The organism is Aeromonas sp. QDB25 (assembly GCF_027707725.1).
In the GTDB taxonomy this organism is placed as follows: Bacteria; Pseudomonadota; Gammaproteobacteria; order Enterobacterales; family Aeromonadaceae; genus Aeromonas; species Aeromonas caviae.
The window spans coordinates 1-25,687 of record NZ_JAPCIZ010000024.1 but is presented as its reverse complement, the minus strand read 5'-3'; the positions used below and the strand labels follow the sequence as shown (position 1 = coordinate 25,687).

At 64.2% G+C, this 25,687-nt stretch carries 21 protein-coding genes; 12 read left to right on the top strand and 9 right to left on the bottom strand.

Annotation, left to right across the window (positions count from 1 at the left end; all coding sequences use genetic code 11):
- Positions 1–47: 47 nt before the first annotated feature.
- Positions 48–824: an alpha/beta fold hydrolase gene (locus PG883_RS10555; RefSeq protein ID WP_049636339.1), complete on the top strand. Its 777-nt coding sequence runs from the start codon at positions 48–50 to the stop codon at positions 822–824.
- A 67-nt stretch (positions 825–891) separates the two neighbouring features.
- On the opposite strand, the gene moeB is transcribed toward PG883_RS10555, so the two are convergent.
- Both moeB and moeA read right to left on the bottom strand, forming a co-directional pair.
- Positions 892–1,647, bottom strand: a complete 756-nt coding sequence (gene moeB, locus PG883_RS10550) for a molybdopterin-synthase adenylyltransferase MoeB (RefSeq protein ID WP_049636338.1) — start codon at positions 1,645–1,647, stop codon at positions 892–894.
- Entirely contained in the window at positions 1,644–2,870 is a 1,227-nt protein-coding gene (moeA, locus tag PG883_RS10545; RefSeq protein WP_049636353.1) for a molybdopterin molybdotransferase MoeA, read from the bottom strand. The genes moeB and moeA overlap by 4 nt, the downstream gene beginning before the upstream one ends.
- A gap of 371 nt (positions 2,871–3,241) precedes the next feature.
- Between moeA and folE the strand changes: the two genes are divergently transcribed.
- From folE to PG883_RS10530, 3 genes are all read left to right on the top strand, one after another.
- Complete coding sequence (folE, locus tag PG883_RS10540; protein WP_010674171.1) at positions 3,242–3,898, top strand: GTP cyclohydrolase I FolE; 657 nt, start codon at positions 3,242–3,244, stop codon at positions 3,896–3,898.
- A gap of 250 nt (positions 3,899–4,148) precedes the next feature.
- On the top strand, positions 4,149–5,798 hold the full coding sequence (locus tag PG883_RS10535; protein WP_049636337.1) for a methyl-accepting chemotaxis protein: 1,650 nt from the start codon (positions 4,149–4,151) through the stop codon (positions 5,796–5,798).
- 247 nt (positions 5,799–6,045) lie between these two features.
- Positions 6,046–8,133 (top strand): methyl-accepting chemotaxis protein, encoded by a 2,088-nt coding sequence (locus PG883_RS10530; RefSeq protein WP_049636336.1) that lies wholly within the window; start codon positions 6,046–6,048, stop codon positions 8,131–8,133.
- Between the two features lie 152 nt (positions 8,134–8,285).
- On the opposite strand, the gene PG883_RS10525 is transcribed toward PG883_RS10530, so the two are convergent.
- The gene (locus tag PG883_RS10525) at positions 8,286–10,019 is read right to left on the bottom strand and encodes a formate--tetrahydrofolate ligase (RefSeq protein ID WP_049636335.1); all 1,734 of its coding nucleotides are present in this window, start codon (positions 10,017–10,019) and stop codon (positions 8,286–8,288) included.
- A 66-nt stretch (positions 10,020–10,085) separates the two neighbouring features.
- On the opposite strand from PG883_RS10525, the gene PG883_RS10520 reads away from it, so the two are divergent.
- The gene (locus PG883_RS10520) at positions 10,086–10,487 is read left to right on the top strand and encodes a hypothetical protein (protein WP_010674174.1); all 402 of its coding nucleotides are present in this window, start codon (positions 10,086–10,088) and stop codon (positions 10,485–10,487) included.
- Between the two features lie 8 nt (positions 10,488–10,495).
- Here the strand turns inward: PG883_RS10520 and PG883_RS10515 are convergent, their stop codons facing one another.
- Positions 10,496–11,398: a LysR family transcriptional regulator gene (locus PG883_RS10515; RefSeq protein ID WP_039038856.1), complete on the bottom strand. Its 903-nt coding sequence runs from the start codon at positions 11,396–11,398 to the stop codon at positions 10,496–10,498.
- Between the two features lie 109 nt (positions 11,399–11,507).
- Between PG883_RS10515 and PG883_RS10510 the strand changes: the two genes are divergently transcribed.
- The 4 genes from PG883_RS10510 to PG883_RS10495 all read left to right on the top strand — a co-directional run bounded on the left by PG883_RS10510 (position 11,508) and on the right by PG883_RS10495 (position 14,417).
- The gene (locus PG883_RS10510) at positions 11,508–12,068 is read left to right on the top strand and encodes a YceI family protein (protein ID WP_010674176.1); all 561 of its coding nucleotides are present in this window, start codon (positions 11,508–11,510) and stop codon (positions 12,066–12,068) included.
- Positions 12,068–12,802, top strand: coding sequence for a hypothetical protein (locus PG883_RS10505; RefSeq protein WP_049636334.1), 735 nt, complete (start codon positions 12,068–12,070; stop codon positions 12,800–12,802). Before PG883_RS10510 ends, PG883_RS10505 begins: the two co-directional genes overlap by 1 nt.
- Before the next feature lie 185 nt (positions 12,803–12,987).
- Complete coding sequence (locus PG883_RS10500; RefSeq protein ID WP_049636333.1) at positions 12,988–14,109, top strand: adenosylhomocysteinase; 1,122 nt, start codon at positions 12,988–12,990, stop codon at positions 14,107–14,109.
- Positions 14,106–14,417 carry a SelT/SelW/SelH family protein gene (locus PG883_RS10495; RefSeq protein ID WP_010674179.1) on the top strand — a complete coding sequence of 104 codons (312 nt, stop codon included), beginning with the start codon at positions 14,106–14,108 and terminating at the stop codon, positions 14,415–14,417. The genes PG883_RS10500 and PG883_RS10495 overlap by 4 nt, the downstream gene beginning before the upstream one ends.
- A 63-nt stretch (positions 14,418–14,480) precedes the next feature.
- On the opposite strand, the gene PG883_RS10490 is transcribed toward PG883_RS10495, so the two are convergent.
- Both PG883_RS10490 and pepT read right to left on the bottom strand, forming a co-directional pair.
- Positions 14,481–16,205 carry a lysophospholipid acyltransferase family protein gene (locus PG883_RS10490; RefSeq protein WP_049636332.1) on the bottom strand — a complete coding sequence of 575 codons (1,725 nt, stop codon included), beginning with the start codon at positions 16,203–16,205 and terminating at the stop codon, positions 14,481–14,483.
- Between the two features lie 105 nt (positions 16,206–16,310).
- Entirely contained in the window at positions 16,311–17,537 is a 1,227-nt protein-coding gene (gene pepT, locus PG883_RS10485; RefSeq protein ID WP_049636331.1) for a peptidase T, read from the bottom strand.
- Positions 17,538–18,562: 1,025 nt separating this feature from the next.
- On the opposite strand from pepT, the gene speA reads away from it, so the two are divergent.
- On the top strand, positions 18,563–20,464 hold the full coding sequence (speA, locus tag PG883_RS10480) for a biosynthetic arginine decarboxylase (protein ID WP_029314286.1): 1,902 nt from the start codon (positions 18,563–18,565) through the stop codon (positions 20,462–20,464).
- A 256-nt stretch (positions 20,465–20,720) separates the two neighbouring features.
- Entirely contained in the window at positions 20,721–20,909 is a 189-nt protein-coding gene (locus tag PG883_RS10475) for a hypothetical protein (protein ID WP_010674183.1), read from the top strand.
- A 44-nt stretch (positions 20,910–20,953) separates the two neighbouring features.
- Here PG883_RS10475 and PG883_RS10470 read toward each other — a convergent pair whose 3' ends face one another.
- Complete coding sequence (locus PG883_RS10470; protein ID WP_049636330.1) at positions 20,954–21,241, bottom strand: hypothetical protein; 288 nt, start codon at positions 21,239–21,241, stop codon at positions 20,954–20,956.
- A 164-nt stretch (positions 21,242–21,405) separates the two neighbouring features.
- A complete protein-coding gene (locus PG883_RS10465) occupies positions 21,406–23,514 on the bottom strand; it encodes a putative bifunctional diguanylate cyclase/phosphodiesterase (RefSeq protein WP_223924602.1) in 2,109 nt (702 codons plus the stop codon).
- A 449-nt stretch (positions 23,515–23,963) separates the two neighbouring features.
- Here PG883_RS10465 and PG883_RS10460 point away from each other — a divergent pair, with 449 nt between their 5' ends.
- On the top strand, positions 23,964–24,551 hold the full coding sequence (locus PG883_RS10460) for a histidine phosphatase family protein (protein WP_049636328.1): 588 nt from the start codon (positions 23,964–23,966) through the stop codon (positions 24,549–24,551).
- Between the two features lie 48 nt (positions 24,552–24,599).
- On the opposite strand, the gene PG883_RS10455 is transcribed toward PG883_RS10460, so the two are convergent.
- Positions 24,600–25,687: DUF3427 domain-containing protein (locus PG883_RS10455; protein ID WP_270807192.1), on the bottom strand; the 1,088-nt coding region annotated here is incomplete at its 5' end.

The window sequence follows — 25,687 nt, the reverse complement described above, 5'->3', positions numbered from 1 at the left end:
TTGGCTGGCCCTGAGTGGCCGGCATGGCGTCGAGAAAGGGGGGACGGGTGCGTCGCAATCAGGTAATGAAATCCCATGGCTTGGCCCTGCGCAGTGCAGGGGAGGGGCCCTTGCTGCTCTTGCTGCACGGGCTGGGCTCTTCCAGCCTCGACTGGCAGGCGCAGATCGAGCGTTTTTCCGAGCGTTACCGGGTGGTGGCCATCGACTTGCGCGGCCACGGCCAGAGCATGCAGGAGGGGCCCTTTGACGTGCCCACCCTGGCGGCGGATGTGGCCCGCTGGCTTGACGAACAGCCCGAGCCTGCCTGGGTAGTGGGGTTGTCGCTCGGTGCCATGGTGGCGCTGGAGCTGGCGCTGCAACTGCCCCACAAGGTGCAGGGGCTGGTGCTGGTCAACGGCTTCAGCGAATTTCTGCTGGAGACGCCAAAGGAGCAGGAGCGCTATGCCATGCGCCTCAAGTGGCTGCGCTGGTTCGGCATGCGGCCGCTGGCGTGGTGGCTCGGTCGCGAGCTCTTTCCCGGCCCCGATCTCGCCCAGGTGCGCCACACCTTCCGGGGGCGCTTCGTGCGCAACAAAAAGAAGACCTACAAGGCGCTGCTGGAGGCGCTGCCCGGCTGGTCGGTGCGGGCTCGTCTCGGCACCCTCTGGCAGCCGGTGGCCATCATCTCCACCAGTCACGACTATCTGCCCCTGGCGCGGCGGGTGGAGCAGTTCGCCTCCCTGCCCAATGCCACCATCCACACCCCGGATGGTCACCACGCCTGGCCGGCGGAAGATCCCGCCGGGTTCAATCATCTGTTGCAGCGGATCCTCTCAACCCATTGAGGGGAGCAGACAGCAGAGGTAGATAAAAAAGCCGAACCCCGGGGTTCGGCTTTTTTGTGGGCGCAGCTCAGGGCTTTGAGCAGACCGGGCAGTCGGGGCGTTTGGGCAGTTTCAGCTCGCGAAAGCTGCCACCCAGACCGTCGATCATCAGCAGGCGGCCGCTGTAGCTTTTGCCCATGCCCGCCAGCAGCTTGATGGCCTCGAGCGCCTGCAAGCTGCCCACCAGCCCCACCACGGGGGCCAGTACCCCCGCCTCGACACAGGTGAGGGCCTGATCGCCAAAGAGGGCGCTGAGACAGGCGTAGCAGGGTTCATCCTCCTGCCAGGTGAAGCTGCAAAGCTGCCCTTCCAGCCGGATGGCGGCGCCGCTGACCAGGGGCACCTTGTGCTGGCGGGCACGCTGGTTGAGGAGGTTGCGGATGGCGACGTTGTCGGTGCAGTCGAGCACTAGCTGATGGCCTGGCAGCAGGGCATCGAGCAGCGCCTCGTCGGCGAGGGCGGCGTGGGTCTCCACCTCGAGCCAGGGGGTGAGGGCGCGCAGGGACGTCGCCGCGGACTCCACCTTGAGCTGGCCGATGCGCTCGTCGCTGTGCAGCACCTGGCGCTGCAAATTGGAGAGCTCCACCCGATCGAAATCCACCAGGGTGAGGTGGCCGACCCCGGCCACCGCCAGATACTGGCTGGCGGCGCAGCCCAGGCCCCCGGCGCCGATGACCAGCACGCGGGACTGCTTGAGCGCCTCCTGCCCCTCGAAGTCGAAGGATTTGAGCACGATCTGGCGGTTGTAGCGAAGGAGTTCTGCGTCGCTCAGGATCTCGCTCACAGCAGCAGCCCCGAGAAGGGCTCGACGGTGACCGTCTCACCGGCGGCCACCTTGCCGCGCTCCTGCTCGAGCACGATGTAGCAGTTGGCCCGGGACAGGGAGCTGAACACCCCGGAGTCCTGGGAGCCGGTGCTGCGTACCTCGAGGCCATTCGGGCCCACACTCAGGATGCCGCGCTGGAAGTCCAGGCGCCCCGGGCTCTTCTTGAGCGGCGCTGTCGCCAGGGCCTGGAGGGGGTGCGGGCGTGCAAACTGCTGACCGGCCAGTCTGGCCAGGGCCGGTTGCACCAGCTGATCGAAGGTGACCATGGCGGAGACCGGGTTGCCCGGCAGACCGAAGAACCAGGCGTTTGGCAACCGGCCAAAGGCGAAGGGTTTGCCCGGCTTGATGGCGAGCTTCCAGAAGCCAATTTCCCCGAGCTCTTCGAGCAGTTGCTTGGTGAAGTCCGCTTCCCCCACCGAGACTCCCCCGGTGGTGATCAGGGCATCGGCCTCGCGGTCGGCCTGCAAGAAGGCGGCGCGAAGGGCCGCCGGATCATCGGGGATGATGCCAAGGTCCAGGCACTCACAGCCCATGCGGCTCAGCATCGCCTTGACCCCGTAGCGGTTGGAGTCGTAGATGTCCCCGTGCTGGAGCGGGGTGCCCAGAGGCTTGAGCTCGTCCCCTGTGCTGAAGATGGCGACCCTGAGGGGACGGCGCACCGTGACGCTCGCGATGCCAAGGGAGGCGAGCAGCGGCAACTCCCTGGGGCTCAGGCGAAGGCCGCTTTCGAGCACCCTGTCACCCTGCGCCAGGTCCTCGCCGCGGCGACGGATGTTCTGGCCAGGCGTGGGCGCGGTCAGAAAAGTGATCCCGTTGTCGCCGGCTTGCGTTTCTTCCTGCATCACCACAGCGTCCGCACCCGGAGGCACAGGGGCCCCGGTCATGATGCGGATGCAGTGGCCAGCGGGCCACTCTCCCTCATAGGGCTGGCCTGCAAAGGCCTTGCCCGCCACGGGGAGCGGCACCCCGGCGGCGAGATCCCCCAGGCGCACGGCATAGCCGTCCATGGCGGCATTGTCGAAGGGGGGGACGAAGAGGGGGGAGCTTATCTCCTCGGCCAGGATCCGATCCAGCGCCTGGGGCAGGGGCAACTGCTCCGTCTCGCAGCAGCAGGTGAGTTGTTCCAGCATCCCTTGCAGGGCCTTGTCCAAGGGGAGGAGTGCACCGGTATCGAATCCCATCATCATGACCTCTCTGGTGTGTAGGGGGCAGATTATCCCAAAAATCCGCTCCGATGGGCAGGGCGAAGGTGCGGTAATGGGGGGGCAGATGCCCCGGTGTGATCGGATTCTGGGGCGCTATCCCGTTGAATTACCTCCTGATGGGTAACCAATGCGAGGCTTGTGCGGGATGGCAGGTGGGGAAGAGGCGGCACGGCCGTGCGCCTTGCCCCCGAATGGGCAGGCCGGTGCGGACAAAACGGGGTGGTTTGGCATAAAGTCGGGCACCGGGCTTGAGTTAGACAGAATTATGACAATAATCGCCCTGTAAGATTGCGCCGCGGCACCATGCCGCAGGCCAGCACAGTCCCTGAGCGTGGGAGAGAAACACGATGACGAGCTTAAGCCAGGAAGCCCTGTTGGTCAGGGCGGCGCTCGAGGCCGAGGGCCTTGAGACACCTCTGGTGGCCAATGAATTGAGCGGCCAGCAGAAAAAGGAAAAAATCGAAGGTCATATGCGCGCCATCATGGAGACGCTGGGACTGGATCTGGCCGACGACAGTCTGGCCGAGACCCCGCACCGCATTGCCAAGATGTACGTGAACGAGATCTTCTCCGGCCTCGACTATGCCACCTTCCCCAAGGTGACGGTGATCGAGAACAAGATGAAGGTGGACGAGATGATCATGGTGCGGGACATCAGCCTCACCAGCACCTGCGAGCACCACTTCGTCACCATAGACGGCTTTGCCCACGTGGCCTACATTCCCCGCGGCAAGGTGATTGGCCTGTCGAAGATCAACCGCATCGTGCAGTTCTTCGCCCGCCGTCCCCAGGTACAGGAGCGGCTGACCCAGCAGATCCTGCTGGCGTTGCAGACCCTGCTTGGCACCAGGGACGTGGCCATCAGCATCAAGGCGACCCACTTCTGCGTGAAGGCCCGTGGCGTGATGGACTCTACCTCCTACACCACCACCACCTCCCTGGGCGGCGTCTTCAAGACCCAGCCCGACACCCGCGCCGAGTTCCTCGGTGGTCTGAAAGGGTAGTGCTCCCGGGGGCTGTCGCCGACAGGCCCCGTCTCCTTTCCCTCACTTTTTTTGAAAAATACCTAAAGTTGTGACCGTGCCGGTCGCTATGGCTCTCCGTGTTGTCGGACGGTCTGGTTGACGCCGACACCCCGGGCCCGCCCTTGTGCGCGCCGACAGGGACGAGATGTGCTGCCAAGGAGGGTAGTGAAGGCGCAGGCCAGGCCTGCGCCCAGCAATGCCACTTGTTTTCCCCCATGCAGGACATGCCATGAACACCATGACGATAGGCAAAAAACTTACCGCCGGCTTTGCCGTACTCGGCCTGATGATGGCCTTTATCGGCGGCTTCTCGCTGTTTGAATTCAGCAAGATGAACCGCGCCGCCATCGGCTTTACCGACAGTATCCTGCCCGCCGTCGTGCGGACCAGCACCCTCGGCGAGACCATCAATGCCCTGCGCCGCTACGAGCTGGATGTCTTCCTGGTGGCGGACGATGCCCAGCAGAAGGCCCGCTACCGCAACGAGAGCGAGAAGAGCCTGCAAGAGGCTGCGCGCCAGATAGTGGCCCACGATGGCACCATCTGGGCGGAGGATCGGGAGGAGCGCCGCGCCTTTGACATCGTCAAGGCGGACTGGGAGCGATATGTCGCCCTGCACCAGCGCATCCGGCAGATGCAGGACTCGGGACAGATGGCCGAAGCCCAGCACCTCTTCATGGGGGAGGGGATCACCCTCTACACCAATCTGACCAAGTCGGTGGGTGAGCTTATCCGCATCAACCACGGCTACTCCGTGGGTTCCCGTGCCGAGGTGGTGGACGCCTTTGACAGCGCCAAACTGAGCGTGACCCTGGCCCTAGTGATCGGCCTGGCCCTGGTTGTCGCCCTCTCGGTGGTGCTGACCCGCCAGATCCGCGACCCGCTCATCATGCTGGCCCGTCAGGCCCAGCGCATCGCGAGCGGCGATCTCGGCCGGGGCGAGCTGCAGGAGTGGGTCCGCGGCAACCGCTTCAACCGCGACGAGCTGGGTCAGCTGGGGTCGGCCATCGACCGGATGCAGGGGGCACTGGCAGAGCTGGTGAGCGAAATCTCCGGCTCGGTGAGCCAGCTCAGCAGCGCGGTAGAGGAGGTGAGCGCCATCTCCGAGCAGTCCGCCAAAGGCATGGCAAGCCAGCAGGGAGAGGTCTCTCAGGTCGCCACCGCCATGAACGAGATGCAGTCCACCGTCAATGAGGTGGCTCGCAACACCACGGACGCCATGGGGGCGGCCAAGCAGGCTTCCCGCACCTCCACCCAGGGCAACCAGGTGGTACGCAGCGCCATCGGCAGCATAGAGCAGGTCTCCCGTCAGATAGAGCAGGCCGGGAGCGTGGTGCAGCAACTGGAGACCGACAGCGCCAGCATCAGCATGGTGCTGGACGTGATTCGCGGCATCGCCGAGCAGACCAACCTGCTGGCCCTCAACGCGGCCATCGAAGCGGCCCGGGCCGGCGAGCAGGGCCGTGGCTTTGCGGTGGTGGCGGACGAGGTGCGCAGTCTGGCCCAGCGTACCCAGGCGTCCACCGCCGAGATCAGCAAGATGATCGAAGTGCTTCAGGAGCGCACCGCCGAGGCGGGCAGCGCCATGCAGCTGAGCCGTCAGCAGATGCAGGAGAGCGTGGAGCTGGCGCGGGAGGCGGGGAGCAGCATCGACAGCATCAATGGTGCCGTCACCCAGATCACCGACATGAACACCCTGATCGCCACCGCCACCGAGCAGCAGAACGCGGTTACCGAGGAGCTCAATCGCAGCATCGTCAAGATCCACACCGCCGCCGACGAGAATGCCCAGGGGGCGCAGCAGACCGCCCAGGCCTGTGTCGAGCTGAGCAAGCTGGCCACCTCGCTGCACCATATGACCCAGCGCTTCACCCTCTGAGTCTTGCTGCCACCCGGCACAGCGCAGAAGGCCCCGCCGATTGGCGGGGTCTTGTTGTTTGTCATCGCCCTCCCTGTGCCCGTTTCAACCGGCCCGCCTGCCCCGTCACCTACCGGATGGGGGGATGACAGGCCGGATGTTCGAATTCGCTCACAAATCGGCGATTAATTTCATGCGGGGCCGTTTACGACCTGTTTGCGAGCCCGCATAATGCCTCTGTTTTGGCTCAAGAGACCCACCATCCGCCATGTTCCGTTCCATCAAGTATCAAGTCATGTTCTTTGCGGGTTGCATCCTGCTGACCACCGTCCTCAGCGTGGTGGGTTACAGCTATGTTTCCCTGGCCAGCATGCAGGAGAAGATCCAGCAGGAGAGCCACGATGCGGCCCGCCAGCAGGCCAGGCAGTGGCTGCTGACCCTGGCGGATGGTCAGGCGAGCGAGGTGGCACGCTCCTTCGAACTGGCGCTGGATGCGGCCGAAACCCTGGCGGCACTGCTGGCGGGCAATGTCGATCAGTCCGAGCCTCTCGATCGGGACGAGGTCACGGCCCTGCTCAAGGACATAGGGGATCGCAACCCGGATTTCCTCAGCATCTACAGTGGCTGGGAGGCGGACCGTTTCGACGGTCAGGATGCGCTCCATACCGATGATGGCCGGCATAGCCAGGCATCGGGCAACTTCGCCCCCTACTGGAGCCGCGGCCCGGCCGGTTTTGACCTCAAACCCCTGGGGGATTTCTACAGCAAGACGCCGAGCGCGACCGGGATCCGGGCCTCCGAGTGGTATCTCTGCCCGCAGGAGAGCAAGGCAAGCTGCGCCGTCGACCCCTCCGTCTACCAGGTCAACGGTCAGCCCACCCTGCTCACCTCCTTCGTGGTGCCTGTGCTGAACGGGGATCAATACCTCGGTATGGTGGGCATCGACTACTCCCTCAACTACCTGCAACGGCTGGCCGCTGACATCAGCAGACGGGTATTCGACGGGCAGGGCAGGGTGCGCATCATCAGCCCCATGGGCATCATCGCCGCCGACTCCCGCGATGGCGACGGGGTAGGGCAGCGCTTGCAGGATCCATCCTTGCTGGCCCAGTTGCAACGTGGCGAGAGGGGCAGCGACGAGCACGCCGATGGCTTGAGGGTCTTCGCACCCATCAGCCTCAACAAGGTCACACAGGCCTGGGGGATCGCCATCGAGGTACCGGGCAGCGCCCTCTATGCCGAGTACGAGCGGATGGCGCAGGCCCGTGCCGAGGCCTTTGGCAAGGGGGTCTGGACCCAGCTGATGGTGGGCATCCTGGTGGCGGGTATCGGTCTGGTCGGGCTCGCTTTCGCGGCAGGGTCCATCTCCCGGCCGGTGCAGGAGACGGCTCGCATGGTGGCGCGTCTCTCCAGCGCCGGAGGGGATCTGACTCAGCGGCTGACCCAGCACCGGCGCGATGAAACCGGGGTGCTGGCGGAGGGGATAAACCAGTTCGTCGCGACCGTGCAGGGCATAGTGACCGACACCGCCACCAGCGTGCACGAGTTGCAGCAGGCGGCGGTGAACTCGGCCAGGCAGGCCCAGCAGGGGCTGGCGAACAGCCATCACCAGCTGGAGCAGGTCGAGCTGGTGGCCACGGCCATCCATGAAATGTCATCGACCGCAGACTCCGTCTCCAGCAGCGCCCAGATCACGGCCCAGGCGGTGGATGAGACCCGTCATGCGGTGCACAAGGGTCAGCAGGTGGTGAGCGCCTCTGCCAACGGCATCCGCCAGTTGAGTGCCCAGGTCAGCGAGGTGTCGGACAGGATCACCGCCTTGCAGCAGCAGGGGGTGCAGATTGGCAGCATCCTGGATGTGATCCGGACCATCTCTGAGCAGACCAACCTGCTGGCGCTGAACGCAGCCATCGAGGCGGCACGGGCCGGTGAACATGGTCGCGGTTTCGCCGTGGTGGCCGACGAGGTGCGTACCCTTGCCTCCAAGACCCGGGCCTCGACCCAGGAGATCCAACAGATGATAGACAGGCTGCGGGATACCACGCGCGCCGCGGTCGACACCATGACAGAGGGGCGCCAGTTGAGCAGCCTGGCGCTGCGTGATGCCGAGCAGGCGGTAAGCGAGCTGGCGACCATAGTGCAGGCCGCCGACCGTATCCAGGACATGGCGACCCAGATTGCGAGCGCCGCCGAGCAGCAATCCAAGGTGAGCGAGGAGATTAACCAGAACGTCAGCAACATCCACGAGCTGGCGAGCGCCTCCACCCGGGTGGCCCGGGAGCAGGATGCCCAGAGCCGGCAGATGCACGGGTTGACCGAGACGGTCATGAGCAAGCTGGGGCGCTTCCACTACTGATGGCGTTCTGATACGCACAACAAGGCCCCGCCAATCGGCGGGGCCTTGTTGTTTCTGGCTGGACCTGGGCGCCGTCAGCTCAGGCCGACAATCTCCCTGTCATCGTCGATGTCCATATGGTGTTCAGGGACGGCAGCCTGCCAGCCTGTACGTCAGCTCAGGCCGACAATCTCCCCGTCATCGTCGATGTCGATATGGCGATAGGCCGGCAGGCTGCCCAGGCCCGGCATGGTCATGATGGGGCCCGCCAGGGCATAGACGAAGCCTGCCCCCGCGCAGAGTTTCACCTCCTCGATGGGCACCTCGAAGTCCGTCGGCACGCCCTTCCTGGCGGGGTCATGGCTGATGGAGAGCGGCGTCTTGGCCATGCAGACGGGCAGGTGATCCTGGCCCTCTGCCGAGAGTCTGGCCAGTTGCTGGCGCGCCTTGTCCGAGAGGGTGACGCCCCGGCCACCATAGCCGCACTCCACCAGGGTGGCGAGCTTGGCGGCAAGGCTCATCTCATCGGGGTAGAGCAGCCTGACCTCACTGGGCTGCTTGCAGGCCGCCACCACGGCGTGAGCCAGATCCGCCGCACCCGCGCCACCGTCAGTGAAGGCCCGGGAGAGGGCGACGCCACAGGCACCGGCCTGGCGCGCCGCCTCCTCCAGCAGGGCCAGCTCGGCATCGCTGTCGGTGGGGAAGCGGTTGATGGCGACCACCACGGGCACCCCGTAACGGCGGGCGTTGTGAATATGCCAGGCGAGGTTGGCGCACCCCGCTGTCAGGGTGGGCAGATCTTCCCCTTGCAGGCTGGCCGGCAGCGGCTGGCCCGGCCGGATGTCGAGCAGGCCGCTGTTGGCCTTGAGGCCGCGCACCGTGGCCACCAGCACCACGCAGGCGGGGGCGAGGCCGGACTGGCGATACTTGATGTTGAAGAACTTCTCCAGCCCCATGTCGGAGCCAAAACCCGCCTCGGTCACCACATAGTCGGCAAGACCCAGCGCCATGCGATCGGCGATGACGGAGGAGTTGCCGTGGGCGATGTTGGCAAAGGGGCCGGCGTGGACCAGCACAGGGGTCTGCTCCGTGGTCTGCATCAGGGTGGGCTTGAGGGCGTCTTTGAGCAGCACCGTCATGGCCCCCGCCACTTCCAGCTGCTCGGCGGTGACGGGCTTGCCGCGCTGGTCGAGGGCGAGCTGGATGCGGCCGATACGCGCGCGCAAGTCCTTGAGATCCCTGGCCAGCGCCAGAATGGCCATCAGCTCGGAGGCGGCGGTGATGACGAAGCGATCGGGGCGCTCGACACCATCGGCAGCACCGCCCTGGCCGAGGGTGAGGTGGCGAAGCGCCCGGTCGTTCATGTCCAGGGTGCGGGGCCAGAGGATGTTGGCCGGGTCGATATCGAGCCGCGCCAGGCCGGTTCTGGCGCTGAACTGGTCACCGAGTTTGCGTTCATGGAACAGGCGGGCATCCAGGGCGGCAGAGGCCAGGTTGTGGGCGGCGGTGAGGGCGTGAAAATCCCCGGTGAGGTGCAGGTTCATCTCCTCCATCGGCACCACCTGGGCCATGCCGCCCCCGGCGGCGCCCCCCTTGACCCCGAAGACGGGGCCGAGGCTCGGTTGGCGAATGGTGGCGATGCTGGGCTGGCCGATGTGGTTGAGCCCCATGGAGAGGCCGATCGTGGTGACCGTCTTGCCCTCCCCAAGGGGGGTGGGCGTGATGGCGCTCACCAGCACCAGCTTGCCGGGCTCGCGGGCGGGGGCGTGATGGAGCAGCGCGAGGTCGAGTTTGCCCTTGTAATGGCCGTGGGGGTGGAGATGGGCGGCCGCTATGCCGAGCTGAGCTGCCACCTCGGCGATGGGCAGGCGGGGGGACTGGCGGGAGATCTCGATATCGCTTAGCATCAGCACCTCGTTGGCATGTCAGGTCAAATATGCGGCGAAGTCTAGAGGAATCAACAGGGTAATCCAATGAGCAATACTATTTTATCCGGCAGTCGTGAGCCCCATCAAAGCCCCATCCTGCTGGATCTCAACGCCCTCTATCACCCGCCCAAACGGCCCCTCACCGCCCTTGGCATCGTCAGCGCCTTCATCCCGCTCTTTGGCTACGGCTGGCAGGCGATGACCCAGGATCCCGAGACCCACTTTCGCCACGAGCTCGGCAAGCGCATCAACAAGCACAAGAGCGACGAGGCGAACCTCGCCCTGATGATGCAGTTGGCGGCCATGCTGGATTGCCACTGCCTGCACGTCACCCTGCCCTATGCGCTGGGGGAGGCCGAGCTCGCCGCCTTGCGCCAGCGTCTGCCACGCTGGCAGATGAGCCAGCAGGATCACCTGCTGGTGGCCGAGCTGATGCCCACCCCCTGAGCCCGGGCTCAGGTCTCCCTGTCCCAGTAGTGGGGCGCCAGATAGCGCTCCTGCACGAATTCGATGAAGCAGCGCACTTTGGCCGACACGAAACGGCGGTGCGGATAGAGGGCATAGAGCCCCACCTGCCCCTTCTCCCACTCCAGCAACAAGGGGACCAGCGCCCCCGAGCGCAGCGCATCCCCCACGATGAAGGTGGGCTGCAAGATGATGCCCTGGTGGTCGCAGGCGGCCCGGGTCAGGGCCACCCCGTTGTTGGCGCGAAGGGGCCCCTGGGGGCGGATGCTGTGCTCCTCCCCATCCCGTTTGAAGACCCAGTCCGGCTGGGTCAGGGTGTAGATGAGGCAGTCGTGCTGCTTGAGATCCTCCGGGGTCTTCGGCCTGCCCCGGCGGGCCAGGTAGTCGGGGCTGGCGCACACCACCATCTTCATCATGGCGAGCGGCTTGGCCACCAGGGAGGAGTCCGGCAGGTTGCCGATGCGCAGGGCCAGATCGAACCCCTCCTCCACCAGGGCCACCCGCCGGTCGCTGTACTCAATCTCGAGCTTCAAGTCCGGGTAGCGCTCGCGAAACAGGGGCAGGGCGGGGGAGAGGTGCAGGTAGCCGAAATCCATGGGCACCGAGAGCTTGAGGGTGCCCTGGGGCTGCTGGTTGTTGTGGGTGAGCTGGCTGTGGGTCTCTTCCAGCTCCGCCAGCAGGGCCAGGGAGCGCTGGTAGTAAAACTGGCCCGCCTCGGTGGGATTGACCTGGCGGGTGGTGCGCGACAGCAGCCGGGTGGAGAGGGACTCCTCGAGCTGCTGCATCAGCTTGGAGGTCATGGCGACCGAGATCCCGAGTTGATGGGCGGCCTTGGTGAAGCTCTGGCACTCCACCACCTTGATGAAGGTGCGCATGGCGGCTATCTGATCCATATTCCACTCTCGGTTGATAATTATTTTAATAAATCGATGATTATCTATTCTCGATAGGAGGTTAGCATTTTGGACACCGTTGTGAACCCCCAATGAAGGAACGATCGGAATGAAAATGACCAAGGCCCTGCTGGCCTCCTGCCTGTTTATGGCGGCTCCCCTGATGGCTGCCGATTACGATGTCGATGCAGCGCACACCACAGTCCAGTTCAAGGTGGGCCACCTCGGCTTCTCCGAACTGGTCGGCCGGTTCAACACCTTCAGTGGCACCTTCAGCATGGACGACGCCAACCCGGCGGCGGCCAAGGCGAGCTTCGAAATCGATGCCGCCAGCGTGGATTCCAACCACGAGGCCCGCGACAAGCACCTGCGCAGCCCCGACTTCCTGGACGTGAAGCAGTACCCCAAGATGACCTTCGTCAGCACCGGCTATGAAGGCACCAAGGACAAAGGCGTGCTCAAGGGCACCCTGACCCTGCACGGCGTCTCCAAGGACGTGGCCTTCGACCTGGTCCACATCGGCGAGGGCAAGGATCCCTGGGGCGGCTACCGCAGCGGCTTCAACGCCACCACCACCATCAAGCGCAGCGAGTTCGGCGTGAACTACATGGTGCCGAACATCCCTGACGAGATGACCATCAACCTGTTCGTTGAAGGCGTGCGCAAGTAATGGGCGCAGCACTCCTGCTTCAAACCCTGGCGGCTCCTTTAGGGGCCGCTTTGCTGTCGTGGCGCTGGCCGCGGCTGGGCTATCTGTGGGGCGCCCTGGGGATCTGGCTGGTGGGTTGCCTGCTGGGCGGTGCCTATGGCCTGCCGGTCAAGGCGTGGCAGTGGCTGCCGCTGACCCTGCTGGTGCCCGCCCTGACCCAGGGTACCAGCAAGGGGATCGCCCTCGCGCTGTTCGGGGTGCTGGGCACCCTGGTGTGGTGGCAGGGGCTGGCCTCCGTGCTGGCGAGCGAGCCCGGGATCTGGCTGGCCCTGCTGCCCGCCATCCTCTGGTCTGGCTGGACGAGCTGGCGTGGTGACAGCGAGGAGGGGCTCGGCTTCGCCCTGGCCTTCATCTGGCTGGCGCTGGTCATCGGCATCGATGGCAGCCTGCTCATCGCCCAGCTGACGGGGGCCCTGGCCGCGTTTGCCGGATTCCGTGCCCTGCTCGGCGCCTTTGCAGGGGTCAAGGTGACCCCGGCTGCCCTGGGGCTTTCACTCGCCTTCGTGCAGATGCTCGCCTGGCAGTACGTGGAAGTGCCCCTGCTGGTGCTGCTGCCGGTCTGGCTGTTGCCGCTGCTGGAACGTGCCCTGCACGGGCGCCCGGGACTCTCTCGCTGGGGGGTCTTGATCCTGGTGGCGGCCGTCGGTGCCGGAGTGAGTCTGTGGTGGGTATGGCCAGAGGCGTCACTTTACTGATTTCTGCATGAAAAACAGGCTATTACCTTAGAAATTGATGGGCTTGTCAAAGTCTGGACAGATAAAGATTGAGACCCATGGTGCTTTCGGATAAAAAGGATTTTCAATTATCTGGATACACACAGAACCCGGCTATGCCGGGTTCTGTTTGCCTGCTTTCCCGCGGCACGCTAAGGAGGCCACAGTTGCACAGTCAGGGATCTGAGCATCTGTTTTTTCGCCATTTCACCGAACAGGGATGTCTTGGGGATCTCTGCATCCTGCTGGTGACCCACCTGCTTCCCGACAGACCCGACTTCATCCAGGTGCTCGATCGGGTGGGCCGGGTCGGTGCCATCCTGCCCAAACCCAAGTCCGTGCACGGGCCGACGCTGGCCTGGGCCCAGCAGCACTACCCCGTGCTGCCCCTCAATCGCCACTGGACCTCGGATCCCGGTGAGGTGATCGCCCAGATTGCCCCCCTGGTGATGTCCCACGAGCGGCTCATCATCCTCGACATCGGCGGCTACTTCGCCAAGAGCCAGGCGGTACTGGCCGAGCTCTTTGGCGCACGTTTCATCGGGGTGGTGGAGATGACCGAGAACGGCCATCAGCGCTACGAACAGGAGTCCCTGGCGGCCCCCGTCATCTCGGTGGCCCGCAGCCCCCTCAAGCAGGCGGAAGATATCCAGATCGGCCTGAGCGTGGTCTACTCCGCGGAGTCCCTCGCGCGTACCCTGAGGCGTACCTTCAATGTCTGCCAGGCCGCCCTGTTCGGCTATGGCAAGGTGGGGCGCAGCATCGCCCGGGAACTGCGCTGTCGCAACCTGCATCTGGAGCTGGTGGAGACGGATGCCCTGCGCCAGGTGGAGGCGCTCTCCCACGGCTTCAAGCTGGTGAACAAGGCCGAGGCCTTGGGCCGCGCCGAGCTGGTGATCTGCTCCACCGGCAACGGCTCCCTCGACATCACCGATCTGCAGGCCCTGCGCCCCGGCGCCATGCTGGCCTCGGTCACCTCCGCCGACGACGAATTCGCCTTCAGCCTCGCCCAGCTGCCCTGGCCGAGCGAGGAGGTGTGTCCCCATGTGCTGGCCCTGACCCGGCCGGACGGCAGCACCATCTTTTTGCTCAACCGGGGGGAGGCGGTCAACTTCGTCCACGGCGCCGTCATCGGCGAATATGTCTACCTGGTGCTGGCGGAGATCATCGAAGGGGTGCACCAACTGGCCCATCAGGCATCCACCCCGGGCCTTCACGAACTGCCCCAGGCCACCATGCAGCGCATCGCTCGCCACTGGTTGACCGATTTTCACGGAGTCACCCCATGACAGACACCCATTTGCCCCTCGCGAAACCGCGCATCGAAATCCGTTACTGCACCCTCTGCCGCTGGATGCTGCGGGCCGCCTGGCTCGCCCAGGAGCTGCTCTCCACCTTCGACGGCGAACTGGGCGAGGTGGCCCTGGTGCCCGCCAGCAAGGGGGAGTTTCGCATCCTGGTGGACGGGGTGCTGGTGTGGGACAGGGTGGCCGACGAGGGTTTCCCCGAGGCCAAGGAGATCAAGCAGCGGGTGCGGGATGTCATCGCCCCGGAGCGGGATCTCGGCCATGCGGATCGCAAACCCGCAGCCGAGTAGGCGGCATCACCCATGATGTGAAAGAGGGAGGCGCAGGCCTCCCTCTTTCGTTGCGGCCCCCGGTCAACGGTCGCCAGAGGTGGCCAGCCCTTCCCCGGCGGGGAGGCCGATATAGCGGGCCCGCTTGTGGGGCTTGATGCGGCTCACGTCCACCCACACCAGGCCGTCGATGCAGTGGTTGAAGTCCGGGTCGATGCCAAAGTCCATGAACTGCACGCCCCCCGGCTCGCACAGCTCGGCGTACTGCTTGTAGAGGGTGGGAATGGCGCAGCCCAGGTTGTCGAGCCCGGCCTTGAGCACCTTGAGGTCGTCCCCGTAATCGCGCCCCTCGAACAGCGTCGGCGTGGCGGGATAGGGGCGGCGGGAAGGGGCGAGGGCAAGGGCGGGGGCGAAGTGCTGGCGATAGAAGCTCACCAGCAGATCCTTGGCCGCCGGCGGCAGGCTGCCGGAGAGGGTGACGGGCCCGAACAGGTAGCGGTATTGGGGATAGCGGGCCAGATAGGCCCCGATGCCGAACCAGAGGTAATCGAGCCCCCGCTTGCCCCAGTAGGCGGGCTGGATGAAGCTGCGGCCAAGCTCGATGGCCTGTTCCAGCCGGGGCAGCAGCTTCTCTTCGAAGCCGAACAGGGTGTGGCTGTAGAGGCCATCCAGCCCCTTGCTGGCCAGCCGTTCGGCCACCGGGGCGAAACGGTAGGCGCCGATGATGTCGAGACGGGCGGGATCCCAGAGGATGAGGTGGTGATAGTCATCGTCGAAGGCATCGAGATCCCGCCTCTTGCCCGAGCCTTCCCCCACCGCCCGAAAGGCAATCTCCCGCAGGCGCCCCAGCTCACGCAGGATCACCGAGTGGCTCTGCTCGTGGCGGCGATAGAGCAGGATGCGCTGGCCGTCCGGGGTCTGGCCGAGCAGCTCGCACCCGTCGATGGCCTGTTTCAGCAGGCGGCGATCCTCCGGCAGGGCGATGGGGGCCTCGGTCTGCAGCCGTCCCGCCTTGCCGCGAGCGATTCGGTAGAGGTGGCCGCGCACCAGCCGGGCCGCCGTCTTGGCCGGCAGCTCCTGAAAACTGGCGAGGGGAATGCGCGCCCCTATGGTCACCGGCAGAGTCTGCCCATGCTGGCGAAACAGCTGACGCACCAGCAGCAGGGCGGAGGCGGGCTTGTTGAGCCAGGAGGCGAGATAGAACCAGAGGCTGTTGCGCCCTCCCAGGTGAATGGGCACCAGGGGCGTTCGGGTGCGTTGGGCCAGCTTGATGAAGCCGGCCTGCCAGGGGCCATCCTTCACCCCCTTGGGGCCGAGGCGGGAGACCTCGCCTGCGGGGAAGATAACCAGGGCCCCGTCGGCGGCGAGGTGTTCATTCATGGCGAGGATGGCCTGCCTGTCGGTCTTGCCCCCCAGGTTGTCCACCGGCAATAGCAATGGGCGCAGCGGCGTGAGCTGGGCCAGCACCTGGTTGGCCACTATCTTGACGTCGGGGCGGATGCGCCCGATGAGGCGCAGCAGGGCCAGCCCGTCCAGGGAGCCGATGGGGTGGTTGGCGACAAGAATGACCCGGCCGCTGGCGGGAATGTGCTCGAGCTCGGCCTCGCTCACCCGGTAGTCGAAGTGGAGCTCGGTGAGGGCCTGCTCGACGAAGTCCAGACCGCGCAGGTGGGGATGGCGCGCGGCAAAGCGGGTGAAGGCCTCTTCGTGCAGCAACCAGCTCAGCCCCTGCCTCATCAGGGGGCGGAGGAGGGGCTGGCTGGCGAGGCGGGGCAGGTGCTGCCCCAGCAGGGTATCGACATCGAACATGGGCAAGGCTCCGCTGAACTTTGCCCCAGCTTGACGCCCCTGCGTGCCTTTCGTGTGTCGGTTGGGTGACGGTTTGATGACGGGGCGAGCCCCGTCCTTGCTCCCTTACTCTGCCCGCCAGGCAGAGGTGAGGCGCACCAGCGCCACCAGGGTGGCGACCGCTTTTTCCATGGATTGCAGGGGGATGAACTCGTGCTTGCCGTGGAAGTTGTGGCCGCCGGTGAACAGGTTCGGACAAGGCAGCCCCATGAAGGAGAGCCGGGCGCCGTCGGTGCCGCCGCGAATGGGTTTGATCTTGGGTACCACGTCGGCGGCCTCCATGGCGGCTTTGGCCAGCTCGACGATGTGGGGATGGGGTGCTATCTGGCTGCGCATGTTGCGGTAGTTGTCCGCTATCTCCAGGGTGATGCGCGCCCTGGGAGCGTCCAGCTGCAGGGAGGCGACCCGCTCCTTGAGCTGGGCCTTGCGGGCGGCGAAGCAGTCATCGTCGAAGTCGCGGATGAGGTAGTGCAGGGTGGTCTCCTCCACCGTGCCCTCCATCCGGGCCAGGTGGAAGAAGCCTTCATCCCCCTGGGTGCACTCCGGGGTCTGCTCGGCGGGCATGGCGGCATGGAAGCGGGCGGCCAGGGTCTGGCTGTTGATCATGCTGCCCTTGGCGGTGCCGGGGTGGACGTTGTTGCCTGTGATGCGCACCGTGGCGCTGGCGGCGTTGAAGTTCTCGCATTCGAGCTCGCCGAGCTCGCCGCCATCCACCGTGTAGGCCCACTTGGCCGGGAAGCGCTCCAGCGGGAAGCGGTCGGCACCGCGCCCTATCTCCTCGTCCGGGGTAAAGCCGACCCAGACATCGCCACGGGGGATCTCGGGGTGAGCCTGCAGGTATTCCACGGCGGTGAGGATCTCGGCGATGCCCGCCTTGTCGTCGGCCCCCAGCAGGGTGGTGCCGTCGGTGGTGATGAGATCCTGCCCCAGGTAGTTTTTCAGGAAGCGGTACTGGCGGATGGCCAGCACCTCGTCCCCTTTGCCAAGGCAGATATCGCCCCCCTGATAGTTCTCGACTATCTGGGGAACGACGCACTCGGCCTCGTAATCGGCGGTGTCCATGTGGGCGATGAGCCCGATGGCGGGGGCATCCGGCTGGTTGCCCGGCAGGCAGGCGGTGAGGTAGCCATGCTCGTCCAGGGTGACCTGGCTCAGCCCCATCTGCGTCATTTCGTCGCGCAGGGCCCGGGCGAAGAGGCGCTGTCCCTCGCTGCTGGGGCAGGCAGGATTGGTCGCATCGGAGCGGGTATGAAAGGTGAGGTAGTGGAGAAAGCGCGAAAGCAGGGTGTTCATGGGCAAGCCTCGGGTCACGAAAGAGGAGTCATTGTGGCCAAGACGGCGGCGCCGCTTATTGCGTCAGCGCAGTTTTTGATGATTTTGTGGGAGAGAGGAGGGCCATCGAAGGGGAGGGGCGGGGATCATTGCTCGGCAGTTTGCATAAAAATTCCAAAATAAAAACTGGTTAAGCAATTGCGAAAAAGCTGAATTTCCCCTCGGCCCAGCGCTGGCAAGGGGTGACCCAAAAAGCGTGACGTGTTGGTTATTTTCATCGCCTCGCCCACGCGCTCTCATCCCCCGCCATCCCAGAGCCCGCCTTGCTGGCAGCGAGATTTTGCCCCCCGATGAAAACCCGTTTTTTAACACGATTTTTTATTGTCACTGGCTGCGGTAAGTGTGTACACTCCGCGCCGATCCGAGGGCAACCCTGCGCAGGCCGTGTCCGCCAGACCCGCAGGATCATGACGCCTATAGGGCGAGGCACGCAGAAACGACAGACACTGCTGGGGAATGGTTTCTTTAATACCGGTTAGGCTCCGGTATCAGGGAGAACAACGGACTCTCATCTTTCAGCTGACCGAGTGGGCTTCGGGCTCATCATCTCCCTTGTCATGGGCGGTCACTGGCGTTGAGCGGGTCGTAGTGGTTGTCGTCCATCAACATGATGCGTGCTGACGTCTTCCCTTCTCTTCCTTGAAACCTTCTCCTGTCCGTCGGGATGGCTGCCGAATGATGAACAAACGGCGTGGCTGATGCCGATTGTCATCAAAGTACCGCGGTACGCCGGCAAGGTGTTACCGCATACCGTTGAGCTTGATGTAAAGCCACCAGCCCCACATCAAGACTCGTTACTTCCCAAGATCCACCAGGCAGCCTTGGCTTGCCGCGATGTGCAATGAACAGGATGTGGCGGAGCATGCTCCGTTGCGGGTCCAACGTCAGCAGGCCGCTCTGGCTTGCCGCATTTTGCAATCAATGGTCTGGATGTGATTGAGGGTAACGAAGGCGGCCCACGGCCGCTCATTTGCGAGGCATAGCCCATGACTAACTGGTCCAGCAAGGACTCCTTGAAGGTCTACAACGTTCCCTACTGGGGTGCGGGTTTTTTCAATATCAATGACGCCGGTCATGTGACCGTCTCTCCCGACAAGTCTCGCCCCGAGGCTCAGATCGTGCTGTCCGAGGCCATCGAGCAACTGCGCCAGTCCGGGCTGACCACGCCGGTGTTGCTGCGTTTCCCCGACATCCTCAAGAGCCGGGTCGATGCGCTGTTCAACGCCTTCGGTCAGGCCATCGAAAAGTCAGGCTATGAAGGGGATTACCTGTGCGTTTACCCGATCAAGGTAAACCAGCAGCGCCGCGTCATCGAGACCATCAGTCAGTCCTACAGCGACAAGCCCCGGCTTGGGCTGGAAGCGGGCTCCAAGCCCGAGTTGCTGGCCGTGCTGTCCCATCATCATGAGCAAGGGTCCGTGATCGTCTGCAACGGTTACAAGGACCGCGAATACATCCGCCACGCCCTCCTGGGCAACCTGATGGGCCACAAGGTCTACATCGTGGTGGAGAAGCCCTCCGAGCTGGAAATGGTGCTGGACGAGTCAGCTCGTCTCAACATCAAGCCCAACATCGGGGTGCGCGCCCGTCTGGCGTCCACCGGCTCCGGTATGTGGGAATCGAGCGGCGGTTCCATGTCCAAGTTCGGTCTCTCCGCCTCCCAGATCCTGGCGCTGGTGGAGCGTCTGCGCAGCCTCGGCAAGCTGGACTGCCTGCAACTGCTGCACTTCCATCTGGGCTCCCAGATCGCCAACATCCGCGACATCCAGGGCGGCATCCGCGAGTGCGGCCGCTTCTACGCCGAGCTGTGCCGTCTTGGCGCCAAGGTCGAGGTGGTGGACGTGGGCGGCGGCCTGGGTGTGGACTACGAGGGCACCCGTTCCCAGAGCCACTGCTCCGCGAACTACAGCCTCTCCGAGTACGCCAACAACGTGGTCTGGGGCATCGGCGATGTGTGCCGCGAGTTCGACCTGCCGCACCCGACCATCATCAGCGAGTCCGGCCGTGCCCTGACTGCACACCACGCCGTGCTGGTCACCAACATCATTGGTGCCGAAGGGGTGGAGGTGAACGACATCAGCGCCCCGGACGAAGACGCGCCCACCATCTTGCAGAACATGTGGAAAGGCTGGCTGGACCTGCGCGGGGAAGATCCCTCCCTGCTGGAGATCTTCCACGACTCCGTGGCGGATCTCGGTGACGTCAACGCCCAGTACACCATGGGCCTCTTGAACCTGGAGCAACGCGCCTGGGCCGAGATGCTGCACCAGAACACCTGTCTGGCGCTCAAGGAGCTGCTGAACCCGGTCAACCGCAACCACCGCGCCCTGGCCGACGAGCTCTCCGAGAAACTGGCGGACAAGTGCTTTGCCAACTTCTCCCTGTTCCAGTCCCTGCCGGATGCCTGGGGTATCGGTCAGGTGTTCCCGGTGATGCCGCTGGCCGGTCTTGATCGTCCGCTCACCCGCCGCGGCATCCTGATGGACATCACCTGTGACTCCGACGGTCAGGTGGAGCACTACGTCGACGGTCTGGGGGTGGAAAGCACCCTGCCGATGCCGGTCTACGGGGAGCACGAAGAGTGCCACGTCGGCTTCTTCCTGGTGGGTGCCTATCAGGAGATCCTGGGGGATTTGCACAACCTGTTCGGTGACACCCACTGCGCGGAAGTGTGGCTGGATGAAGAAGGCAAGATGGACATCCGCAACGTGGTGCGTGGCGACACCGTCGACCAGCTGCTGCGTTACGTCAACATCGACCCGTCCGTGATCCGCGAGAACTACCAGCGCATCGTCTCCCACCCGGCGCTGGACGACGAGACCCGCAAGGCCCTGCTCGACGAGCTGGAGCTGGGTCTGCAAGGCTACGCCTACCTGGAAGACGAATAAGCCAGCGGCTTGTTCCCCGTCGGTCAAATGACGGACATGAAAAACGGCGCCTTCGGGCGCCGTTTTTGTTGCGCTGTTGCCTGGCTGGGGCCGGTTGGCGGGCTCTGTCATCCAGGCTGGCGGCATCCCGCCCCGGCCAGATCCGGCCACTGCCCGCTTTTGCCCGCCACCTCCCTTGATCCAGGTCAAGGGGGACTTAGGTCCCTTATTTTACGGTCAAGAGTGATGTTGGTGAATGACACATAAGGATGTGCGTATGGAACTCAAGAGGGACCCGAGATGCTATACCGACGTCTGTATCGACGGTAAGTGGTATCACTACGATCACTGCAGCACTCACGTTTATATGCTGATGGGGGGCGCCGCCCCCAGCCTGCAGCTTGCCCATGAACCCGGCAGTGAAGAGGAGCTGGTGGAGATGCTCCGCCAGCACCCCCAACGCTGACTGCCTGCGGGCCATCGGGGTATCGTCCCGGCGGCCCGCCTTGTTCAGCCCGCCTTGCGGCCCAGGATCTTATTGCCCATCTCCAGCAAGGCCGTTGCCGCCGCATAGGCCTCGTCTGACTTGCCTATCTCGTCCGCCACGTAGAGAAAACCGGATCTGTACTTCTCCACCGCCTCGCGGGGAGTGGCCGCGTCGATGAAATCCTCTTCCACCTCGAACCCTTGCGTCAGCAGCGCCTCCTTCTCCGTGAGGAAGGTGGGGGAGGCCATGTCGACATAGGTATATTGCTGACGGCGGGAGGCGGGGACGCTGAAGAACTGGTATCTGGCCATGGATGTGGCTCCTCTGAACGGGTGATCTGCCATGGGGGGCGCTCGATGCGCCCGGCAAAATAAAGGAGCATTCGAGTCTTGCAGCAGACTACCTTGAGTCGTGAAGGGACGCAATCGGGCTGGTGATGACCCTGGCGACACGGGCGCTGCGCCTCACCTGCTTGTCAGGCAAGCACACCTTCCAGCACCCGTTGGGGAGTCTCGGGAGCGCAGTGGACAAGCAGTTGCTCCCCGGTCATGGGGCGCCCGAGCAGGTAGCCCTGCAAGGTGTCGCAGCCCAGCTCGGTCAGCAGGTCCCGCTGCTCCGGGGTTTCCACCCCCTCTGCCACGATGCGCATCTCCAGGGCCTGACCCAGGGCGATGATGGCGGCGATGATGGTGGCATCATCGCCCCCCCGCTCCAGGGTGGTGACAAAGCCCCGGTCAATCTTGAGCTCGTTGGCGGGGAAGCGCTTGAGGTAGAGCAGGCTGGAGTAGCCGGTGCCGAAGTCGTCGATGGAGATGCCAAGGCCGAGCTCGGCCAGACGGTTGAGGATGGCGAGGCTCTCCTCGGCCTTCTGCATGGCGGTGGATTCGGTGATCTCCAGGGTCAGGTGACGGGCCTCGAGCCGATGGCGGGCGAGGGCGCCCTGCACCTCCTCCAGCAGCCCGGGGCTGGCGAGCTGGATGGTGGAGAGATTGACTGCCACGCTCCAGTCGTGATGACCCGCCGCCCGCCAGGCGCTCATCTGGCGGCACGCCTCGTCGATGACCCAGTTGCCGATGGGGATGATGAGCCGGCTCTTCTCCGCCAGCGGCAGGAAGCTGGCCGGCGAGACGGCACCATGCTCCGGGTGCTGCCAGCGCAGCAGGGCCTCGGCGCCGACCACCTGGCCGCTGCGGGCACAGTATTTGGGCTGGTAGTGCAGGGCCAGCTCCCCCCGCTCCAGGGCGTGTTGCAGCTCCTTGTGCAGCAGGAACTGCTGGTGGGCGTTGGCGTTCATGGCGCTGTCGAAGTAGTAGTAGTCGTTGCGCCCCTGCTCCTTGGCGTAATACATGGCGGCATCGGCGTTGAGGGTCAGCTCGTGCAGGCTGGTGCCATCCTGGGGATAGACGGCAATGCCGATGCTGGCGGTGATGTGCAGGCTGTGGTGCTCCCACTCATAGGGCTGGGCCAGGGTGGCCAGCAGCCGCTCGGCGAAGGCCGTGGTCTGGCTCACATCCCCCGGCGCCAGGGCCAGCACGAACTCGTCCCCGCCAAAGCGCGAGGCGGTGTCGCTGGCACCGAGCAGGCCGGTGATGCGCTGGGCCACCTCGGCCAGCAGCAGATCCCCGGTGTGGTGGCCGTGGGCATCGTTGATGATCTTGAAGCCGTCGAGATCGAGAAACAGCAGGGAGAAGCTGCGCTGGCTGTGCTGACACTCCTGGATGCGCTGCTCCAGCCGGTCGGCAAACAGCAGCCGGTTCGGCAGCCGGGTCAGGCTGTCATGGAGCGCCAGCTTGAGCAGCTCGTCGTGGGCCTGATGCAGGGAGGTGGAGAGCCTGGCGGCGTGGGCATCCAGCATGGAGAGCACGAAGGCGATGGCGAACACCGCCAGGGTCACTATGATGACCACGGTTGCCAGCCACTGGGTATTGAGACCGGTGTAGAGGGCCCCGCACAGGCTCTCTGCGGGGAACTGGGCCGCCGCCATGCCGGTGTAGTGCATGCCGATGATGGCTGTCCCCATCACCAGGGAGGCGAAGGCCTTGCTGAAGAAGGCGCGGGGCGAGCTGTTGCGCAGGCGAAACGCTATCCAGAGTGCGGCCCCCGAGGCGAATACCGCGATGAGGATGGAGAGGATGAAGAGCCCAGGCAGGTAGTGGATGCCAGGCGCTATCTTCATGGCCGCCATGCCGATGTAGTGCATGGTGGCAATGCCGGCCCCCATCAGCACGGCCCCGAACAGGATCTGGTGCCAGGGGAGCTGGGGACGACTCACCAGCCAGAGCGCAAAGGCCGAGGAGCCGATGGCTGCCACCAGGGAGAGACCGGTGAGGGTCAGATCGTATCCCAGCGCGATGGGCAGGTTGAAGGAGAGCATGCCGATAAAATGCATGGACCAGATGCCGAGCCCCATGGCGAAGGCTCCCCCCGCGAGCCAGAGCACGGCGGCCCGTCCCCGGCTCTGGCTCACCCGGCTGGTCATGGTCAGCGCCGTATAGGAGGCGAGCACCGCCACCAGGATGGAGAAGAACACCAGATCCTGGCTGTAATAACTGTCGAGCATGGGGTGGGTTGGGGTCACGTTCATTTACTCTGGGGTACATCAGGGCCTGAGCCTGGGCCGGGTCAGGGGAAATCGGGTGGCAGATTGTACACCAGGCGTCCCTGTCGTGAGCCAGAGATACGTACCAAAATGGCCCCCGGATCAGAGCAAAAACTCTGTCTTTTCTGGCTTTGGCCGCCATCCTGTGACCGATAAACCGGCACATCCCCATTTTATTCCGTCTGAACAACAAGATAGGGGAGCATGGGGCGCTTGCCACGGCGCTGGCGGGCCCGTGGCGAAGGCGTGTGGTAAGCGCACAAGGCGCCTGTGCGATAAAGGCGCGCAGCCCCTGTCGTCCTTATCACGATAGCCGCAGGCCATGCGCTCAAGGAGTCAGCACAAGCCTGCATCCTCCGGGTCTTGGTTGACCCGGTACATCTGTTATCATCTTCCCCCTGTTTTCTTATCTCGTTGACTCTGCTGGAGAAACCATGTCTCGAACCCTCTATTTGCTGCGCCATGGCCAGACCCGTTACAACGCCGAATTGCGGTTGCAGGGGCGTTGCAACTCCGAGTTGACCCCCAGGGGAGAAGCCCAGGCCCTCGCCATGGGGGCCCGTCTGGCCAAGCTCCTGGCCGAGCCCACCGACTGGACGATCTACGCCAGCCCCCTCGGCCGGGCACGGCAGACGGCGGAGCGGGTGTGTCAGCAGCTTGGCTTGGACCAGGAGCGCATCATCTGGGACGAGCGGCTGGTGGAGCTGGGGATGGGGGAGTGGGAGGGTCGCCGGGTGCCCGAGCTGCTGGCGGCCCACCCCGAGCTGGATCTGGAGGAGCCGGACTGGTATCTGCGGGCCCCCCATGGCGAGAGTTTTGAGAGCATTCAGCGCCGGGCCCGGCAATGGCTTGAGGACGAGCAGATTGCCGAGCAGGCCATCGTGGTTTCTCACGGTCTCTTTGGCGCCATGCTGCGCGGCGCCTATGTGGATCTGGACTACACCACCACCTGGCTGCAGGAGCTGCCACAGGATGCCTTCTTCAAACTCAGTGGTGGTCGCATAGAGCGGATTGCCTGCTGACCACACGAAGGCGGCCCGCCGTGGGTGGGCCTTGTTGTGATGGGTCGCTCAGCCAACTGCCAATTTGGCCGCTTCTTTCCACATAAAAGGCGGCATCGGAGTAGTGAGACGCCATTTAATGTTCATCGGTTGGCTACCGCTGTGGGAGATGTACTCCACCTCACCAAAGTTCACAAAGCCAAGGGTGCGGCCAAATTCATCTTTGCTCTGCTCACGAACGAACAGAAACACGCGCTTACCCTCTGCCCTGTGGTTTATGTAACTCAGCCCCTTGCCTCGCTCTGGGCGAGCGCTGTTTTGGCTCTGCCAATGGAACAGTGACTCATTAATGGCGTAGTCGTGATAACGGGTGGTGGGGGAGAAGTGCTGCTCCGTTTTGTTCAAGGTCACGAACAGCAACTCGATATTGTGCTCTGCGATGACATAGACCCCTTCGCGAGCCGTGGGTTGCTGCGCGAAGGTGGTTGCCCCAAAGCCAACCAGCACTTGCTCTCTGGCATAGCGAGCATGCAGTTGTAGTGGATTGCCGGGAAGATCTGGCATGGCGCTTTGTTCGTGCTGCACCCGGTTGATCAGCATGGGCAACAGATCTGCCAGCTCGGCCCTTAACTCTGGTTGATTGAGTTGTTTCAGGCTGTGCGCCAAGGAGCTAAAGCCTGCGTTGGGGCCGCTTTGTTGCCAGAAGTCGTAATGGCACATCAAGGCCATCCGCTCATCGTGCTCAGCCGTTAAGGTAAAGGCGCTTTCCACCAAGGTTTGTAAGAAGTTCAAGTAATGGAGCGCATCGCAGCCCAATAGCCGGGTTTTGATGGCCCGGGTGTAGAGGGTCGACAGCTTCTCATCACTCATTTCAGAAATGGTATGGTTGTGGGCCTGTTTGACCAAGGCGCTCCAATTGCCGCGCTTGTAGATCTCCTCAAGGCTGATATGAGGGTAGAACTTCAGAAAATTCGCCAGTGTCAGCGGTAAATCGCAATCCTGTGAGAAACGGCGGATCAGGCCCATGAGGCGCGAGGTATTGAGAGTCGCGAATTCAGATAATAACTGCAACACCCATGGTGCATAGGAGAGAAGAGGCCAACTGCCGGTTCTGGTACGCTTCTTCTCGCCAAAGAAACAAAGCGGAACACCATGAG

What these genes read in the sequence shown, in the direction of transcription:
- PG883_RS10475 (WP_010674183.1), top strand. Translation starts at nt 20,721, where the DNA reads ATGGAACTCAAGAGGGACCCGAGATGCTATACCGACGTCTGTATCGAC.
- PG883_RS10505 (WP_049636334.1), top strand. Translation starts at nt 12,068, where the DNA reads ATGGGCGCAGCACTCCTGCTTCAAACCCTGGCGGCTCCTTTAGGGGCC.
- PG883_RS10490 (WP_049636332.1), bottom strand. Translation starts at nt 16,205, where the DNA reads ATGTTCGATGTCGATACCCTGCTGGGGCAGCACCTGCCCCGCCTCGCC.
- PG883_RS10515 (WP_039038856.1), bottom strand. Translation starts at nt 11,398, where the DNA reads ATGGATCAGATAGCCGCCATGCGCACCTTCATCAAGGTGGTGGAGTGC.
- PG883_RS10530 (WP_049636336.1), top strand. Translation starts at nt 6,046, where the DNA reads ATGTTCCGTTCCATCAAGTATCAAGTCATGTTCTTTGCGGGTTGCATC.
- speA (WP_029314286.1), top strand. Translation starts at nt 18,563, where the DNA reads ATGACTAACTGGTCCAGCAAGGACTCCTTGAAGGTCTACAACGTTCCC.
- PG883_RS10495 (WP_010674179.1), top strand. Translation starts at nt 14,106, where the DNA reads ATGACAGACACCCATTTGCCCCTCGCGAAACCGCGCATCGAAATCCGT.
- PG883_RS10535 (WP_049636337.1), top strand. Translation starts at nt 4,149, where the DNA reads ATGAACACCATGACGATAGGCAAAAAACTTACCGCCGGCTTTGCCGTA.
- PG883_RS10510 (WP_010674176.1), top strand. Translation starts at nt 11,508, where the DNA reads ATGAAAATGACCAAGGCCCTGCTGGCCTCCTGCCTGTTTATGGCGGCT.
- folE (WP_010674171.1), top strand. Translation starts at nt 3,242, where the DNA reads ATGACGAGCTTAAGCCAGGAAGCCCTGTTGGTCAGGGCGGCGCTCGAG.
- PG883_RS10470 (WP_049636330.1), bottom strand. Translation starts at nt 21,241, where the DNA reads ATGGCCAGATACCAGTTCTTCAGCGTCCCCGCCTCCCGCCGTCAGCAA.
- PG883_RS10520 (WP_010674174.1), top strand. Translation starts at nt 10,086, where the DNA reads ATGAGCAATACTATTTTATCCGGCAGTCGTGAGCCCCATCAAAGCCCC.
- PG883_RS10525 (WP_049636335.1), bottom strand. Translation starts at nt 10,019, where the DNA reads ATGCTAAGCGATATCGAGATCTCCCGCCAGTCCCCCCGCCTGCCCATC.
- pepT (WP_049636331.1), bottom strand. Translation starts at nt 17,537, where the DNA reads ATGAACACCCTGCTTTCGCGCTTTCTCCACTACCTCACCTTTCATACC.
- moeA (WP_049636353.1), bottom strand. Translation starts at nt 2,870, where the DNA reads ATGGGATTCGATACCGGTGCACTCCTCCCCTTGGACAAGGCCCTGCAA.
- PG883_RS10460 (WP_049636328.1), top strand. Translation starts at nt 23,964, where the DNA reads ATGTCTCGAACCCTCTATTTGCTGCGCCATGGCCAGACCCGTTACAAC.
- PG883_RS10465 (WP_223924602.1), bottom strand. Translation starts at nt 23,514, where the DNA reads ATGAACGTGACCCCAACCCACCCCATGCTCGACAGTTATTACAGCCAG.